A 17,125-nucleotide genomic window follows, 5' to 3' on the forward strand; every position below is an offset into this window, starting at 1 on the left:
GATTGATTTATTGCAGTAAAACCGGCGGCTTGCGCCGCCGGGTACAACTTCAGAGGGATTCGCTGGTTTCCACTAGCTCGTCAGTGGCAGCAGGACGCGGCTGTCCGCGTTCGTTAACGAAAACAATGTTTTCATCGGTTTCGTTACTATTGACAAATTGGCGAAAGCGCTTGAGCTTTTCCGGATCGTTGATGGCCGTTTTCCACTCGCATTGATAGCTGCCGACAACGCGGGCCATCTGGGTTTCCAGCTCCGCGCAAATGCCCAGCTTGTCATCGATAATGACTTCGCGCAGGTAATCCAGGCCCCCATCGAGATTTTCCAACCACACCGAGGTGCGCTGTAATTTATCTGCGGTGCGTACGTAGAACATTAGCAAGCGGTCGATATAGCGGATAAGTGTTTCGTCATCCAGGTCGGTGGCAAACAGATCGGCGTGGCGGGGGCGCATGCCGCCGTTGCCACACACAAATAGATTCCAACCTTTTTCCGTGGCGATAACTCCGATATCTTTGCTCTGTGCTTCGGCACACTCACGGGTGCAGCCGGACACGGCCATTTTTATTTTGTGTGGAGCGCGCAGTCCCTTGTAACGGTTTTCCACTTGCAGGGCCATAGCGACACTATCCTGAACCCCAAAGCGGCACCAGGTGCTGCCGACACAGGATTTCACTGTGCGCAGCGATTTCCCGTAGGCATGTCCGGTTTCGAAACCGGCATCAATGAGTTCTCGCCAAATTTCCGGCAGCTGTTCCAGCCGTGCGCCAAACAAGTCGATACGCTGGCCGCCGGTAATTTTGGTGTAGAGGTTGTAGCGTTTGGCCACTTCACCGATCACGATTAACTTATCCGGTGTGATCTCGCCGCCGGGAATACGCGGAACGACAGAGTAGCTGCCGTTTTTCTGCATATTCGCCATAAAGGTATCGTTGGTATCCTGTAGGCCGACGTGGGTCTGCTCCAGAATGTGTTCATTCCACAGGGAGGCAAATATGGAGGCTGCGGCGGGTTTACAAATTTCACAGCCGCGCCCGGAGCCGTGTTTGCTCAATAATTCACTGAAGGTTTTGATTTCCTCCACTTGGATAATGTGAAATAACTCCTGGCGGGAGAAGGAAAAGTGAGCGCATAGGTGATTGCTCACTTCCATGCCCAGCGCCGCCAACTCTTCGTCGACGATATTCTTCAGCAGTCCCGCACAACCGCCACAACCTGTGGATGCTTTGGTGGCATCCTTAACCTCGGCGAGAGAGTGGCAGCCAGCGGCAACCGCGTCGATAATTTGGCCTTTGCTCACATTATGACAGGAACATACGGTGGCAGAGGCGGGTAGTGCGGCGGCACCCAACCCGGGAGCGACGCCATCGGTTGCCGGTAAAATTAATTGTTCCGGATGTTCGGGGAGGTCGATACTATTGAGGTGGTATTGCAGCAGGGTGTCATAGTCATCGGTGTCTCCCACCATCACCGCGCCCAGCAGTTTTTTCCCTTCGCTGTCGGTGATCATACGTTTGTAAACGCCGCTCTGCTCGTCCACAAAGGTAATTGCAGCGGCGCCCTCGCTGCGGCCGTGGGCATCGCCAATAGAGCCAACTTGCACACCCAGCAGTTTGAGCTTGGTGCTCATATCCGCACCGTTAAAACTTTCTTCTCCTCCAGTCAGTTGCGCGACAGCGGTGCGCGCCATACTGTAGCCGGGAGCGACCAGGCCAAAAATTTTCTGGTCGTAGAGCGCGCATTCGCCGATTGCAAAAATATTCGTATCGGAAGTGCGACAGTGGCTGTCAATAACGATGCCACCGCGTTCCCCCAGCTCCAGCCCGCAGGACTTTGCCAGCTCATCCTGAGGGCGAATTCCCGCAGAGAAAACGATCATATCGGTGAATAGCGTTTGACCGCCGCTAAACTGCATACGCAGGCGGCCGTCGATCTCTTCAATCCGTTCGGTGGCGGCACTGGTGTGTACCTGAACACCGAGTGCTTCAATTTTTTTTCTCAATAAAGCGGAGCCACCTTCATCCAGCTGGGTGGCCATCAGACCTGGTGCGAACTCGACAACGTGGGCTTCGAGCCCGAGGGCTTTCAGGGCATTGGCGGCCTCCAGGCCGAGCAGGCCACCGCCGACAACAACGCCACTGTTTGCGCTGGCGGCAGCTGAGCGGATTGCGTCGAGGTCTTCCAGGGTGCGATAGACAAAGCAGCGCTGGTGCTGGTGCCCGGGAATTGGTGGCACAAATGGGTAGGAGCCGGTGGCGAGTATTAATTGATCGTAAGCGTGACTGGCGCCACTTGCGGAAATAACGGTTTTCTTGTCCCGATCAATTTGCACTACTTTGTCGTTGAGCAGGAGATTAAATCCCCACTGCTGATACTGAGCGAGATTGCCCATGGACAAATCTTGCGCTGTGCGTCCGGCAAAGTATTCGGAGAGGTGAACCCGGTCGTAGGCGGGGCGGGGCTCTGCACAGAATATGGTGATAGCAAACGAGTTAGCCCGCTGATGATTGGCGAGCTGTTCGAGGAAATGGTGCCCGACCATACCGTTGCCAATCACAATCAACTTTTGCTGTTTAACATTGTCCGTCATTTACAATCCTGCCGTCTCGATTCGTTTTATTCGGCAGGGGGTGGGCCCCGTTGGTATGGCAGGGGCGCCTCCTCTTCTGCCGAAGAGTACAGGCGCCGTTGCCTCGTAATGGGGGAATAAATTGTTGGTGCTTAAATACATTCAATCTCTATGCCAGTTTTATTTCTAGTAATAAAGCGCAGTTGGCCTGATTGTCCACAATTTTTGCGACAATGTGGTGCATTTAACAAAGTTTTTGCGCTGCAAAAGTGCTTGTTCAAATTTTATGTATTAGCTTAAAAGAGATAGAGCAGATGTGAGAGCAGTAGCGCTAAAGCCAATAGTTGCCAGATAAGAACGGGGTTTCTCTCCAGTAAAGGACGGTTCTGCGGCGCTTTAAATTCAGGGTTGGGGGATTGCAGGTCCTGGATAAATTCTGATAGGGCGTTGTAGCGTTTTTTGGGGTCAGCGGCACAGGCTTTGTGCAGGGCACCGTCTATCCAGTGGGGAATATCGTCGCGGTGTAGGGCGGCGCGGGTAAAGCGCATTTGCGCGTAGCTCTTTAAGTGGTAGTGGTAACTGCCGAAGCGCTCTGGATAGGGGTATTTACCGGTGAGCAATTCGTAGGCAATCACTCCCAGAGAAAAGATATCCGATCGGTGGCTGGGGCTATCGCCAAAAAAGAATTCTGGCGCTGCATAATTTTTACTGCCGGGAACGGATTCCGCACACAGGTGTAACTGCTCCCTGAGCCCCGGCCCATCGGCGCCGCCGAGATCGATGATCACCAGGCGCCCGTCATTGCGCATCATAATATTTTCCGGTTTGAGATCGCCGTGTACGATCTCCAAGCGCTGCAAGCTGCGCAGCGCACTAACCAGTTGCGCCATCAACTCCCGCACCTGGGAAATTTGTGCTTGGGGGTTTAATTGCATCCACTGTCGCAGGGTCTGCCCCTCGATATACTCGAGAATATGGTAGAGGCAGCGTCGGTCGGGAGGTGGGGGGAAAATTTTGATAATGCCCGGGTGGCAAATTCGCCGCCCGCTCCACTCCTCGGCGATAAACCGCTCGATATAGTGGGCGTCATCGCAGAAATTTACCGAGGGCGTTTTTATGACTCGCAATGCTTGGCTATTGAGATCGCGAGCCAGATACAGCTGGCTGCGGCTGCTGGCATGCAACTCCTGTAAAACCAGGAAGTGATCGAGTTGCTGCCCGGGACGAAGATCTGGTGCGAATGGCAGCTCGCGATTGCGCATGGCCAATTCATCGCACAGGGGCAGCCCAATAGCATCTATCCGGCAGGTGACAGCGCTCAGGTTATCGATGGAGCCCGCTCGCAGAGCGCTATTAATCAGTTGCTGCGGGGTCGACTCGGAAAAATTGAGCAGCAGCTCAGTCACCTCCGCCTCTGACAGGAAGTCGTGAATACCATCGCTGCTGATCAGGAAAATATCCCCAGGCTGTAATGCTTCACAGCGATAGTCCACATCAATATGGGCATCCATACCCAGGGCGCGGCTCAAAAATGTGCGCCCCGGTCCCAGGGCGTGGCTGTGGTCGCGGCTCAAGCACTCTAATTTTTCGCCGCGCAGCCGGTAGATACGGGAATCGCCGATATGCACCAAGTGGGCGCTGGTCCCTTTAAAAATAATGGCGGAAAAGGTGGTCAGCCAGCCCCGTTTAATTTCACTACTGCCGCCGCTTTGTCGAAACAGCCAGCTGTTAAGTGAGTGGAGAACTCTGGCAGCGGCGTGTTTTGTCGACCAGGTTTGGGGCGTGCTGTAATAATCGGCAAAGAATCCGTTGATGGCGGCGCGGGCCGCTTCACCGCCGGCGTCGGCGGTGGCAACACCGTCGGCCACGGCGGCGAGGCTGCCGTGGCACTGTAACTCAGCGCCCTCGGCAAGCCGCACTGCGCAGGCATCGTCATTGTGTGGGCGAAGACCGGCGCAGGAGGCGCTGAACAGTTGCAGGGCATTGGTTTTATGGCCCTGCGAACCGTTGGTCGCAGCGAGCTTGGCGTCGTCGCTGCTCGCTGCTGTGGACAGGTCGGTGTTAGGCGACATCGATCATGGAGACGCTGCCATCAGGGTGTACTTCTGCCATTTGTCCCTCCGGTTCTTCCAGTAGAAGCAGGGCGGCAAAGCCGAGCAGTGCGGTAGCGCAGATTACCAGGAAAAAGGTCTGGTAAGACACCATGCTGAGAACGGTGAGATAGAATACCGCGCCCACATTGCCGTAGGCACCGGTCATACCGGCAATCTGCCCGGTAAGGCGACGCTTGATCAGGGGGACTACGGCGAATACCGCTCCCTCACCAGCTTGCACAAAGAAAGAGCAGGCCATTGCCGCAGCGACCGCCAGGTACAAAGGCCACTCGGCGTCGATCAGGCTCATAGTGAAGTAGCCCAGTGCCAGGCCAGCAGTCAGCACCAGCAGGGTGGATTTGCGTCCCCAGCGATCGCTGATCAACCCACCGGCAGGGCGCGACATCAGGTTCATAAAGGCATAGGCGGAGGCCAGCAAGCCCGCTTTTACCGGGTCCAGGGTAAAGGTCTCGGAGAAGAACAGGGGCAGCATGGATACGACGGCCAGTTCCGAGCCAAAAGTCGCGAAATAAAGCAGGTTCAATACGGCGACCTGCTTGAACTTATAGCGGTGTACCGGCGCGGGAGGATTGCTGAATATTTCGCGGTTAATACTATAAGTTTTGCGCGCATCCAGTAGATAGAGCAGTGCCAGGCCCGCATAAATCAGGTTGGCGGCCAGGTTGGATATCAGTGCTACGCCACTGGATAATTTCCAGGTGAGCAGGGCCAGGGCTGCATACATGGGCACCTTCATCACCAGTAACAGGATAAAATCCCCGGTGCTGGTGACTTCCATAGCGCCGATTTTTTTGGGTTTGAAGTAGGTTGAGCCCTTGGGGGTATCGGTTACTGAGAAGTAGTAAATAACACTGTAAACCAGCGCGATAGCCCCGGTGAGTCCAATGGCGTAGCGCCAGCCGTCGTCACCACCAAAAAACAGGGCAATGGTGGGCAGGGACATGGCTGCGGCTGCGGAACCAAAATTACCCCAGCCGCCGTAGATACCTTCGGCCGTACCCAGCTGTCGAGCGGGGAACCACTCTGACACCATGCGAATACCCACGACGAATCCGGCACCGATAAAGCCGAGCAGGAAGCGACCGATTGCCGCTTGAGCAAAATTATCTGCCAGGGCAAAAATAAAGCAGGGCACACTACCGATGGCCAGTAGTAGTGAATAGGTGAGTCTGGGGCCGTATTTATCGGTGAGCATCCCGATCACAATACGGGCGGGGATGGTCAGGGCGACATTTAAAATCAGCAGGGTTTTTACCTGGTCCGGTGTTAGCGACAGACTTTTTGAGATTGCCATCAACAGGGGAGCATGGTTAAACCAGGCAAAGAAAGTGATAAAGAAGGCCACCCAGGTTAGGTGGAGCACCTTAATCTTCCCGCGGAACGAGAATAGATTGAGAGAGTCACTGGACATACATATTTCCTTTGTTTACTAATTCCGCAGACACAAAAAAAGCCCAAAACCGCAGCCGCCTGGTTGCAGGTAATGGACTTCGTTGCCCGTTATGTTCGGCGAATAACCCCTTCACCGTGCTGATGCGTCCGAGATAAAGCCATTGCATCATCAAATTACTTCCATTCAATTAATGTGCCATTATTTTTGTGCGGCTAGGAATTCCACTGTCTGACGGTAGAGGTCTGGGCGAAAAGCTTCTGCTGCACGAAGCGCAGACTCGTCCAACTCTGAATACATCTCTAGAAGTTGGCGGGCTTTTTCCTGGCTTGGACGCCCGCAATCGTTGTCTTGGTGGGCGAACAGGTGCCAGCCGGGGTTGGCGAGGATCTCGCGGTCCCGCCGGTAGAGAATCTGGTCATTGAGGGAGCGATGAATCAGTTCCTCAGGGAGATTGAGATATTCTCTCTGCGCTAACAGTTTGGCTGCGCTTGCCCTGTGTGCCCGCGAGGCGAGCCAGGTACAGGCTTTAAGCAGCGCGGCCCTAAGCGCCAAGTGGGTCGCTGGATTGGCCTGGTGCCAGCTGTCGGTAACGGTCAGTACTTTTTCCGGCATTGCCGGCAGTAGGGTATTGCAGGCTGCGATAATGACACCGCTGCCCTTGTGGGCGGCAAGGGAATTCCACGGCTCTCCTACGCAGTAGCCATCGATAATACCGCTGTTGAGATTTTCCAGCATTTGCTCGGGGGGTAAGACCACCAGTTTGATATCCCGGTCGGGGTCGATATCGGCAGAGCGCAGCCAGTAGCGCAATTGTAGGCTGTGGCTGGAAAATGGATAAACCGTAGCGAGCCTGACCGTGGGGGGGAATTTATTATCGTGCAGGTAACGTTTCAGTGCCGAGGCAATATCGCGGTGTGAATCGCCTTCGCAGTAATTTTGCAGGCGCTGGAATAGCTCTGCCGATAGGGTAATGCCATTGCCGTTGCAGCTGAGAATTAATCCACTCAGCAAGCGTTCGCGGCAGTTGGGCAGTGCCTGTTCCAGTGTGAGAGGCATGGGGGCGAGCATCGCGGCAGCATCCGCTTTGCAGCCAATTAATTTATCGCGCAGGGTGGCCCAGCTGGTCTCTCGCTGTAATTCTACCTCCAAACCAAACTCGTGGAAGTAGCCCTGCTCCTTGGCGACAATCAGCGGCGCGCTGTCGGTCAGGCGCAAGTAAAGCAGTTTGAGGGTCTTTTTTTCCGGACACAGAAGGGCTGACATCGGTACTCTAATGCTCACTCTGGAAGTGGTGGACAACTTGCTCCGCAACTTTATGCATCGTTGAGTTGCTGTTCATGGCGAGGTTGCGCAAGGTTTTATGGGCCTCCTCTTCACTGAGATTTTTTCTGGCCATGAGCAGTCCTTTAGCCCGCTCGATCGCCTTCCGCTCCGATAGCTGTTGCTGAGTGCGCTCAAGGGACAGGCGCAATTGCTGGAACTGCTTAAATTGTGCCATGGCGATTTCTATCGCCGGTGCCACGCGCTCGGGGGTAATGCCCTCTGCCATATAAGCACTCACACCGGAATCGACAGCGCGGCTGATAAAGTCTGCGTTGCCGCTGCTGGAAAACATCGCTACCGGGGTGGGTGCTTCACGATTGACTACGGCCAGACTTTCCAGAATATCCCGATCGGGGGATTCGATATCAATCAACACAATATCTGGGCGGTATTTCTCCACCTGAAAGAGCAGTCCCTCGGCACTGCTCACTTGGGCGAGAATGGTATAGCCAGCTGCACGTAATCGCTCACAAACCAGGCGGGATCGCTCGGGATTGTCATCGACCAGCATGATTCCAGGGCTTGGATTAGTCACAGTTTATCGCGGCACTTATCTAACAGCTTTACTGAGGTTTCCCCAATTGTTAATCAATAGTTGTGCCAAGTGCGCTGAGGCGGGAAGACAAATATATTTCTCTAATTCCATGAGATACATCTGGTAGTTACGACTTTTTATAGTGCGACATTCTGCGGATATTACTTTTTCTGCACAAGTGGGGGGCTTAGGGTTATTTTTGTCGTGAAAAATGTGATTCAGTTCCAGGGAAGCAAAACTGTCTTAATCTGGGACGATAGTTTGAGTTAAATATCATTTCACACGTTATTTTTTTATTACAAATTGATGCTTAGATGTAGTTTTTCGATTAAATTCGAGTAATGCGCTATTTTTGCTGAGATTTACATTTACAAAAAAAATCGGAATAAATGCCCGCTCTTTGTAATTTTTTGTTTTTTCGTGACTGTCAGCCCTGTTGAGGCACGGGTTTCAGGAGAGAAATTTGCTGTGAATCATGTCGAGGCCATCCGATGCAGCCGGGCTTTTTCGGGCGGGTGTGGTCGAGAGCGTTTGATATTTCCTTTTGCCGAGAAAAGGTTATGGGTGAGACAACTTTTGACTTGTCTATTTATGGCTACAGCACTCGCTGGAATTCTAGCCTTATAAATTTCACCAATTACGGCTATCAGATTATTCCTCTTTTCATCCCCTGTAGCGACGTTTACACTCGATCTGTTTATAAATTGGGCAATCCAATACTTTTTGAGGTAGATGTAGCGGTAAGTTCATAAAATCAACTAAGAGGGGCACGGCGGTGATTATAGCCATACCTAGAGAGACCGCAGAGGGAGAGGCGCGTGTTGCAGCAACTCCTGATAGCGTAAAACGCTTACGCGATTTGGGTTTTTCCGTAGCGGTGGAGAGGGGGGCTGGTACCAGAGCCAGTTTTACCGATGACGCTTATGCTGAAGCCGGTGCTGAAATCCGTGAGGATATACAGCAGTGTTTGGCCGATGCGGGGATAGTATTAAAAGTACAGGCGCCCACTGATCCAGAGTTAGCTCTGATTCCCAAAGGGGCTACACTGATCGCTTTTATAAAGCCGGCACAGAATGCCGAATTTCTGCAAAAGCTTGCCGAGCGCGATATCAATGCCTTAGCAGTTGAATCGATTCCAAGAATTTCCCGTGCGCAAAAAATGGATGCGCTCAGCTCTATGGCAAATATCGCCGGTTATCGCGCAGTTGTGGAAGCGGCGCATAATTTTGGCCGATTTTTTACCGGACAGATCACCGCCGCAGGAAAAATTCCTCCAGCAAAAGTACTGGTTATTGGCGCCGGTGTTGCGGGGCTCTCTGCAATAGGCACAGCAAAAAGTATGGGGGCCATTGTGCGGGCCTTCGATACCCGCGCTGAAGTGCGCGAGCAAGTGGAATCCATGGGGGCCGAATTCCTTACCGTAGAAATTGAGGAGGAGGGCTCGGGCTCCGGTGGCTATGCCAAGGAGATGTCCAAGGAATTTATCGATGCTGAAATGGCGCTGTTCCGCGAGCAGGCCAAAGAAGTGGATATTGTAATTACCACTGCCCTGATTCCGGGGAGACCCGCCCCCAAGCTGTGGCTCGCAGATATGGTCGACAGTATGCCCAAGGGCTCTGTGGTGGTGGACTTAGCGGCGGAAATGGGCGGTAACTGTGACTATACCGTTGCCGATGAAAAAGTGGAGCACAATGGCGTCACTATTCTCGGTTATACCAACTTGCCCAGCCGCGCAGCGGCTCAATCTTCGCGTCTGTTCTCAACCAATCTCGCACACCTGCTCGGGGAGTTAACCCCGCAAAAGGATGGCGAGATAGATCTTAACTTTGATGATGAAGTTATTCGCGGTGCCACAGTCGTTAAGTCCGGTGAGATTACCTGGCCGCCGCCCGCACCAAAAATTTCCGCGCAGCCGAAGCCATCGGCAAAACCCGCTGAGGAGGTAAAAGTTGTTGAGGAGAAAGCTGAGAAGCAAAATTCCTCCCTATCGATTTTTGCATTTTGGGCGGTGGCTGCGGGTTTATTGTTGTGGCTGGGGCGCGTGGCACCGGCGGACTTTGTCTCTCACTTTACCGTATTTGTCCTGTCCATTTTTGTCGGTTGGCAGGTGATTTGGAATGTCACTCACGCGCTGCACACACCATTGATGAGTGTTACCAATGCTATTTCCGGCATTGTCATTGTCGGAGCGTTGGTACAGCTGGGTGTTACCAGTTCGGGTTTGGTCAGTCTGCTCGCATTTATTGGCGTGCTGGTGGCCAGTATTAATATATTCGGTGGTTTCTTTGTGACTTACCGCATGCTGAAAATGTTTCGCCGCTAAGGAGGGGAGAGAGTGATGAACGGTATGATTGCAATGGCTTATCTCTTCTCCGCAGTGATGTTTATTTTAAGTCTCGGAGGCTTGTCCAGCCACGAAACGGCTCGCAGGGGAAATACTTACGGCATGGTGGGAATGGCGGTTGCCATTATCGCCACTATTGCCGGTGTGGCCGCTGGGGCTTACTGGATGGTGGCTACCGCCATGATTGTCGGAGCGGTGATCGGATTGGCACTGGCCAAGCGTGTGGCTATGACCCAAATGCCGCAGATGGTGGCGCTGCTGCACAGTTTTGTCGGTCTCGCTGCGGTGTTGATTGGCTGGGGTGGTTTCCTCGATCCGGTTGTGGAATTGCACGGGGCCGCTCATGTTGTCCACAGCACTGAGATCTACCTGGGGGTATTTATTGGAGCAATTACCCTGACCGGATCTCTGGTAGCTTTCTGTAAATTACAGGGACTGGTATCCGGAAAGCCGCTGATGCTACCCGCCCGCCACTGGCTCAACCTGATTGCCATTTTGGCCTGTGTTGTCCTTGGTGGGCTGTTTGTGCCGGCAGATGTCAATGCGAGCACGGTGATCAATTTACTGCTAATGACCGCAATCGCACTGCTGCTGGGCATTCACCTGGTAGCCGCCATTGGCGGAGCGGATATGCCGGTGGTTATTTCTATGTTGAACAGCTATTCCGGTTGGGCCGCAGCCGCTACCGGATTTATGCTGGGCAATGATCTGTTGATTGTGGTGGGCGCTCTGGTTGGCTCTTCAGGTGCCATCCTCAGCTACATTATGTGCCGGGGCATGAATCGCTCGTTTATCAGCGTGATTCTCGGTGGATTTGGTTCTGATGGGGGCGAAGTCTCCGATGAAGAGGTCGACGGCGAAGCGATTGCCATCGAGCAGCAGGAGCTGGCGGATGACCTGGATGCGGCGGACAGTATCATTATTGTGCCGGGATTTGGTATGGCGGTGGCCCATGCCCAGCAAGCGGTGAGCGATTTGACCGATCGCTTGAGAAAAAAAGGTAAAACCGTGCGCTTTGGCATTCACCCGGTGGCGGGCCGGCTTCCCGGACATATGAATGTGCTCCTGGCCGAGGCTAATGTGCCCTATGATATCGTTCTGGAAATGGATGAAATTAATGCGGATTTTCCCAGTACGGATTTGGTTCTGGTGATCGGTGCTAACGACACGGTAAACCCGGATGCAGTGGAAAAGCCCGGTTCCCCTATTGCGGGTATGCCGGTGCTGGAAGTGTGGAAGGCTGCAAGAACCGTTGTGCTCAAGCGCTCCATGGCCTCCGGTTACGCAGGGGTTGCCAACCCACTGTTTTACAAAGAAAACACACGTATGCTTTTCGGTGATGCGAAAGATAGCTTGCAGGGGGTGCTGGGTAAATTCAGCGGTTAATTATTGACCGGGGTGATTAAAAGCAATTAACCTGTTTTGCAGTGAAGGGCTTGGAGTGGTGCGCATTAGAAGGCACTTCCCCAGGCCCTTTTGCATTTAGCTTTGATTATTTTTTTTGATGAAAAATTTGGCTATTGAACCCTGAGCAAATAGTGATAGGCTTCGCATCTTTACGTATCTTTACAAATAGAAGGGTTAAAAGGAGTTTGGGATGGAAATCCGTCTGCGTAAGATCGCTTTAACCGGGGTTGTTACTCTGGGAGCCTTGGGTTTGGCTGCCTGCGGAGGCGGCGGCTCTGATTCCGGGGATGTGCCGGATTCACCGACCGTTGTTGACGGCACCTGGGAAGAGGGTAACTTTTTGCCCTCCTCAACCTATGTAAACCGGTGCGTCTCTCCCCGCAGCGGCATCAACCCGGTAACGGATTCTGCGTACGCAGATGTAGCGGGCACTCGTGAGAATGAGAATAACTGGCTGCGCTCAATGAGCAATGAGCTCTACTTGTGGTACGACGAAATTGAAGATCAGAACCCCGCTGATTTTGACGATTCCCTGGCTTATTTCGACGAGCTGAGAACGTTTGCCCTGACGGCCTCCGGCCAGGAAAAAGATCGCTTCCATTACACGGTTCCAACTGATGAATGGATATCGGAAACCGAATCCGGGGTTTACGTCGGTTATGGGGTTCAGTGGGCGCTACTTTCCAGCACACCACCACGCAAGGCGGTAGTGGCGTATCTGGATGAGGAAAACGGCGGCGATCTGCCGGATACTATAACCCGGGGTGCTGAAATTATCAGTGTGGACGGTGTTGACCTGGCTTACGGTGATGATGTCGATACCTTAAATTACGGTATGTGGCCGGCAGCCGAGGGGGAATCTCACAAATTTGAAATCAGACCCCTGGGTTCCTCAACGATTGAAACTGTTACTTTGGTTGCAGCGCCGGTGCAATCTGACCCTGTGCAATATGTTAAAACCCAGGTGACGGAGTCGGGCCACAAAGTTGGTTATATGTTGTTCAATGAGCATATTGGGACCGCAGAAGCGGAACTGATTGATGCGGTTACCCAGCTCGAATCTGAATCTGTTGATGAGTTAGTTCTGGACCTTCGCTATAACGGCGGTGGCTATCTCGATCTAGCTGCTCAGCTCGCCTATATGATTGCCGGTGATGTTACGGTAGGGCGAACATTTGAAACCGCCCAGTTCAATGATCAGCACCCGGAAACCAACCCTATTACTGGAGAGCCGCTGGATGGAACTCCTTTTCATTCAACCGGTCTGGGTTTTATTGACGACTCTTTATATGGGCGAGAACTACCGACTTTAAATCTGTCACGCCTATTTGTTCTGACCAGCGGAAATACCTGTTCTGCCAGTGAGGCCATTATCAATGGTCTGCGTGGAATCGATATTGAGGTTATTCAGATCGGTGAGACCACCTGCGGTAAGCCCTATGGTTTTTACCCGCTGGATAATTGTGGCACTACTTACTTCACCATTCAGTTCTCCGGAGTGAATGCAAAAGGTTTTGGCGATTACTCTGACGGCTTTATGCCCAATGGTAGCTACGGCACTGACGCCGATTTACCCGGCTGTGTGATTGGTGACGACTTTGATAACCTCTTGGGTGATGAAGATGAAGCGCGCTTTGCCACTGCGCTAAATTACATCGAGACAGGAGAGTGTGGGGATATTGCAGTCAGCGCATTCTCTATCTCGGGTGAAAGCCAGAGTGCTCCGGTTTTCGATGCGCGAGTCACCAAAGAAGTCTCCCGCAGTAATCGTATAATGGTGAAATAAAATGAAATTGGCAGCTCTGGCTAAGATTTGTGGTTTTGCAATGATGTGTCTCGGCTGCTCCTCCCAGCAAAATGCTGAAACGGCTCAAGCGGCACTGCTACAAGAAACGAGTCCCGAAATTCGGAGCGTGTTACAAGCGGCGGTTTCGCAAGCGCTGGGAGGGGTTAAAGTAACTCTGGGCCCGAAGGCGTTTGTGGAAGATAGTGTTTTGGTGGTCGAGAAAACCCCAAAGCAGATGGCTTTGATTGGCCGGGGTATGGGGCGGCCGATTAAGTTCCAACTGGTGGGTAATGGTGAAAAGTGCTGGCTGACGCGGCTTTCCAGTGGAGATTCGTGGGAAGTGCCGGTGTTGTGTAAACCTGTTTCCAGGGGTTGAGAAATAAAAAAGGGAGCGCTAGCTCCCTTTTTTATTTAACGCAGCAAATTAGACTTGCGAATATCCGGCTTTTGCGCCGCACGGAAAATTAGGGCGATTTTGCCGATTTCCTGCACCAATTCGGATGAGGATTTCTCGCAGAGTTCGCCGACGATCTGATGGCGAACTTCCCGGTCGGCAATCATCAGTTTGACCTTGATCAGCTCGTGGTCTTCGAGCGCGCGGTTCAGTTCTTCCATCACCCCCTCGCTCAGCCCATTGCCGGCTACGGTCACGACAGGTTTCAGATTGTGACCCAGAGAGCGAAGAGCTTTTTTGCGGTCGGCGGTTAAAGGCATACAATACTCCATTACCACTTTGTGGAATTCGATGTGGGAACGGCCACAGGCCGCGATCGTCGCCAGCGTTTGTTCGGCTGACTCGATTGCGGTTAGTGGCCGCTCTTACAATTAAGTTGTAGTGATTGTAGGCATTGTACCCGATGGGCCGATCTAAGAGCAGCCACCGTTGGCTGCGTGAACATTTTAATGACCATTACGTCAAACAGTCGCAGAAAGAGGGCTACCGCTCCCGTGCCAGCTACAAGCTGCAGGAGCTGCAAAACAAGGACCGCCTGTTCAAACCGGGCATGACAGTTGTCGACCTGGGCGCAGCCCCGGGGGGCTGGTCCCAGGTGGCTATGGAACTGGTTGGACACAAAGGCCGGGTGTTGGCGTCAGATATACTGCCGATGGACCCGCTGGCCGGCGTGGACTTTGTCCAGGGGGATTTTACCGAGGAGTCGGTGCTCGGTGAGCTGTTACAGCGCATGGGCGATGAGCTGGCAGACCTTGTGATTTCCGATATGGCCCCCAATATGAGTGGGATACGCGATGTTGATCAGCCCGCTTCCATGTATTTGGTCGAGCTGGCAGTCGATATGGCCCGGCAGGTGTTAAAACCCGGCGGTGCATTTGTTGCCAAAGTATTCCAGGGAGAGGGTTTCGACGAGTTGATACGCGACCTGCGCGGTAGCTACAACAGTGTCGTCACCCGTAAACCTGGAGCCTCCCGTCCCCGCTCGCGTGAAGTGTATGTGGTGGCGCGAGGATTTAAGGGCTGACGGCGACTGACAATATCGGCGTATTTCTAGTCTGGGCCCCTATATGGTATAAGCGATACCTGTACTGGGGGCAAAGGCTGTTTACCCCCGCACCTATACTGGGTTTATCCGGTATCGATGTGGCCGGCGCTGCCGGAATGGACGGATTTTGATTGCGAGAGGGCTATCCCTTTGAATGATATGGCAAAGAACCTAGTACTGTGGTTGATCATCGCAGCGGTACTGCTGATGGTTTTTCAAAACTTTAAACCGCAGTCCCGGGATGAGGCCCTCAGCTACTCCGACTTTGTTCAGGATGTGCAGTCGGGCCAAGTTAAGAACGTGGTCGTGGATGGCCTGGTGATCACCGGTGAGAAAGCCGATGGCAGCCGCTTCAAGACCGTTCAGCCGCAGATTATTGACGATGAACTCACCAATGAGCTGGTGCGCAGTAATGTGCAGTTTATTGGCCGCGAGCCCGAGTCCCCGAGTATCTGGCAGCAGCTCCTGGTAGCCAGCTTCCCGATCCTGATTATTATCGCCGTGTTTATGTTCTTTATGCGCCAGATGCAGGGCGGCGCCGGCGGTCGCTCCGGGCCCATGGCGTTTGGTAAGAGCAAGGCGCGCCTGCTGGGTGAAGACCAGATCAAGACGACTTTTGCCGATGTCGCCGGTGTCGACGAAGCGAAAGAAGAGGTACAGGAGCTGGTAGAGTTCCTGCGAGACCCTACCAAGTTCCAGCGCCTGGGAGGCAATATTCCCCGTGGTGTGCTGATGTGTGGCCCTCCCGGTACCGGTAAGACCCTGCTGGCCAAAGCGATTGCCGGTGAAGCCAAAGTGCCTTTCTTCTCCATTTCCGGCTCTGACTTTGTCGAGATGTTTGTGGGTGTGGGCGCCTCCCGAGTGCGGGATATGTTCGAGCAGGCCAAGAAGCAGGCCCCCTGTATCATCTTTATCGATGAGATCGACGCTGTTGGCCGCCACCGCGGCGCCGGCGTTGGCGGTGGTCACGACGAGCGCGAACAGACCCTGAACCAGCTGCTGGTTGAGATGGACGGTTTCGAAGGCAATGAGGGCGTGATCGTGATTGCCGCCACCAACCGCCCGGATGTCCTCGACCACGCCCTGCTGCGCCCGGGCCGTTTCGACCGCCAGGTATTTGTCGGGCTGCCGGACATTCGCGGTCGCGAGCAGATTCTCAAGGTCCATATGCGCAAAGTGCCGATGGACGACAAGGTCGATGCGCAGACAATTGCCCGCGGCACACCCGGTTTCTCTGGTGCCGACCTGGCCAACTTGGTCAACGAAGCCGCCCTGTTTGCCGCCCGTGCCAATAGACGCACTGTGACTATGGAAGAGTTTGAGCGCGCCCGTGACAAGATCATGATGGGTGCCGAGCGCAAGTCCATGGTGATGAACGAGAAGGAAAAGGTGAACACCGCCTACCACGAGGCCGGTCACGCGATTATTGGTCGCCTGGTACCCGAGCACGACCCGGTACACAAGGTAACCATTATTCCCCGCGGTCGCGCCCTGGGTGTCACCCAGTTCCTCCCAGAGGAAGACAAGTACAGCCTGTCCAAACGCGCGATCGAATCGCAGCTGTGCTCCCTGTTCGGTGGCCGTATTGCCGAGGAGATGACCCTGGGCATCGATGGTGTTACCACCGGCGCCTCCAACGATATTGAGCGAGCCACTGATTTGGCGCGCAATATGGTGACCAAGTGGGGGCTGTCCGAGAAGCTCGGCCCATTGCATTACGGCGAAGACGAAAGCGGTCAGCCCGGCCAGGGCAACCCGGTTTCCGGTAAGACCTCCTATGAGATCGAAGCTGAAGTGCGCCGCATTATCGATGGCTGCTACGACCGGGCGCAGACACTGCTGGAAGACAACCGCGATATCCTCGAAGCGATGAAAGATGCGCTGATGGAGTACGAAACCCTGGATGCGGAACAGGTGGACGACCTGATGGCTCGCCGCAAGGTTCGCGCGCCGAGGGATTGGGACGACAACAACTTCGGTTCCGGTGGCAACAGTCCGACCCAGGATACTGAAACCACAGAGTCCTCAACTGAGGCGGACAAGAGCAGTACGGTCGGCGGCCCGCTCAACGGCCACTGATTCTCCGAAGCGACTAACTGGACAAAACCAAATGCCGGGTTGGGGATAGGGCGATAGCCTGCCCCGATCCGGCATTTTT

12 protein-coding genes are annotated in these 17,125 nt (G+C 53.7%); 6 read left to right on the plus strand and 6 right to left on the minus strand.

The features are described from left to right. Positions 1-49: 49 nt before the first annotated feature. The 5 genes from nirB to ACJJIF_RS18660 all read right to left on the minus strand — a co-directional run bounded on the left by nirB (position 50) and on the right by ACJJIF_RS18660 (position 7,931). On the minus strand, positions 50-2,587 hold the full coding sequence (gene nirB / locus ACJJIF_RS18640) for a nitrite reductase large subunit NirB (RefSeq protein WP_444929779.1): 2,538 nt from the start codon (positions 2,585-2,587) through the stop codon (positions 50-52). Positions 2,588-2,862: 275 nt separating this feature from the next. Beyond that, a complete protein-coding gene (locus tag ACJJIF_RS18645; protein ID WP_444929780.1) occupies positions 2,863-4,638 on the minus strand; it encodes a bifunctional protein-serine/threonine kinase/phosphatase in 1,776 nt (591 codons plus the stop codon). Next, positions 4,628-6,091: a NarK family nitrate/nitrite MFS transporter gene (locus ACJJIF_RS18650; RefSeq protein WP_444929781.1), complete on the minus strand. Its 1,464-nt coding sequence runs from the start codon at positions 6,089-6,091 to the stop codon at positions 4,628-4,630. Before ACJJIF_RS18650 ends, ACJJIF_RS18645 begins: the two co-directional genes overlap by 11 nt. Positions 6,092-6,271: 180 nt before the next feature. Beyond that, positions 6,272-7,336, minus strand: a complete 1,065-nt coding sequence (locus ACJJIF_RS18655; RefSeq protein WP_444929782.1) for a CmpA/NrtA family ABC transporter substrate-binding protein — start codon at positions 7,334-7,336, stop codon at positions 6,272-6,274. Positions 7,337-7,343: 7 nt separating this feature from the next. Next, positions 7,344-7,931 carry an ANTAR domain-containing response regulator gene (locus tag ACJJIF_RS18660; RefSeq protein WP_444929783.1) on the minus strand — a complete coding sequence of 196 codons (588 nt, stop codon included), beginning with the start codon at positions 7,929-7,931 and terminating at the stop codon, positions 7,344-7,346. Positions 7,932-8,706: 775 nt separating this feature from the next. Between ACJJIF_RS18660 and ACJJIF_RS18665 the strand changes: the two genes are divergently transcribed. The 4 genes from ACJJIF_RS18665 to ACJJIF_RS18680 all read left to right on the plus strand — a co-directional run bounded on the left by ACJJIF_RS18665 (position 8,707) and on the right by ACJJIF_RS18680 (position 13,844). Then, complete coding sequence (locus ACJJIF_RS18665; protein ID WP_444929784.1) at positions 8,707-10,254, plus strand: Re/Si-specific NAD(P)(+) transhydrogenase subunit alpha; 1,548 nt, start codon at positions 8,707-8,709, stop codon at positions 10,252-10,254. Between the two features lie 15 nt (positions 10,255-10,269). Continuing rightward, on the plus strand, positions 10,270-11,661 hold the full coding sequence (gene pntB, locus ACJJIF_RS18670; RefSeq protein WP_444929785.1) for a Re/Si-specific NAD(P)(+) transhydrogenase subunit beta: 1,392 nt from the start codon (positions 10,270-10,272) through the stop codon (positions 11,659-11,661). A 211-nt stretch (positions 11,662-11,872) separates the two neighbouring features. Further along, entirely contained in the window at positions 11,873-13,468 is a 1,596-nt protein-coding gene (locus ACJJIF_RS18675; RefSeq protein WP_444929786.1) for a S41 family peptidase, read from the plus strand. Between the two features lies 1 nt (position 13,469). Next, positions 13,470-13,844: a hypothetical protein gene (locus ACJJIF_RS18680; RefSeq protein ID WP_444929787.1), complete on the plus strand. Its 375-nt coding sequence runs from the start codon at positions 13,470-13,472 to the stop codon at positions 13,842-13,844. A 35-nt stretch (positions 13,845-13,879) separates the two neighbouring features. Here ACJJIF_RS18680 and yhbY read toward each other — a convergent pair whose 3' ends face one another. Further along, positions 13,880-14,182, minus strand: a complete 303-nt coding sequence (yhbY, locus tag ACJJIF_RS18685) for a ribosome assembly RNA-binding protein YhbY (protein ID WP_108734403.1) — start codon at positions 14,180-14,182, stop codon at positions 13,880-13,882. 143 nt (positions 14,183-14,325) lie between these two features. Here yhbY and rlmE point away from each other — a divergent pair, with 143 nt between their 5' ends. Then, positions 14,326-14,946, plus strand: a complete 621-nt coding sequence (gene rlmE, locus ACJJIF_RS18690) for a 23S rRNA (uridine(2552)-2'-O)-methyltransferase RlmE (protein ID WP_444929788.1) — start codon at positions 14,326-14,328, stop codon at positions 14,944-14,946. Positions 14,947-15,126: 180 nt separating this feature from the next. Beyond that, positions 15,127-17,046: an ATP-dependent zinc metalloprotease FtsH gene (ftsH, locus tag ACJJIF_RS18695; RefSeq protein ID WP_444929789.1), complete on the plus strand. Its 1,920-nt coding sequence runs from the start codon at positions 15,127-15,129 to the stop codon at positions 17,044-17,046. The last annotated feature ends 79 nt before the right edge of the window (positions 17,047-17,125 follow it).

The sequence above is a fragment of the Microbulbifer regidiadema (SeqCode) genome, assembly GCF_052467605.1.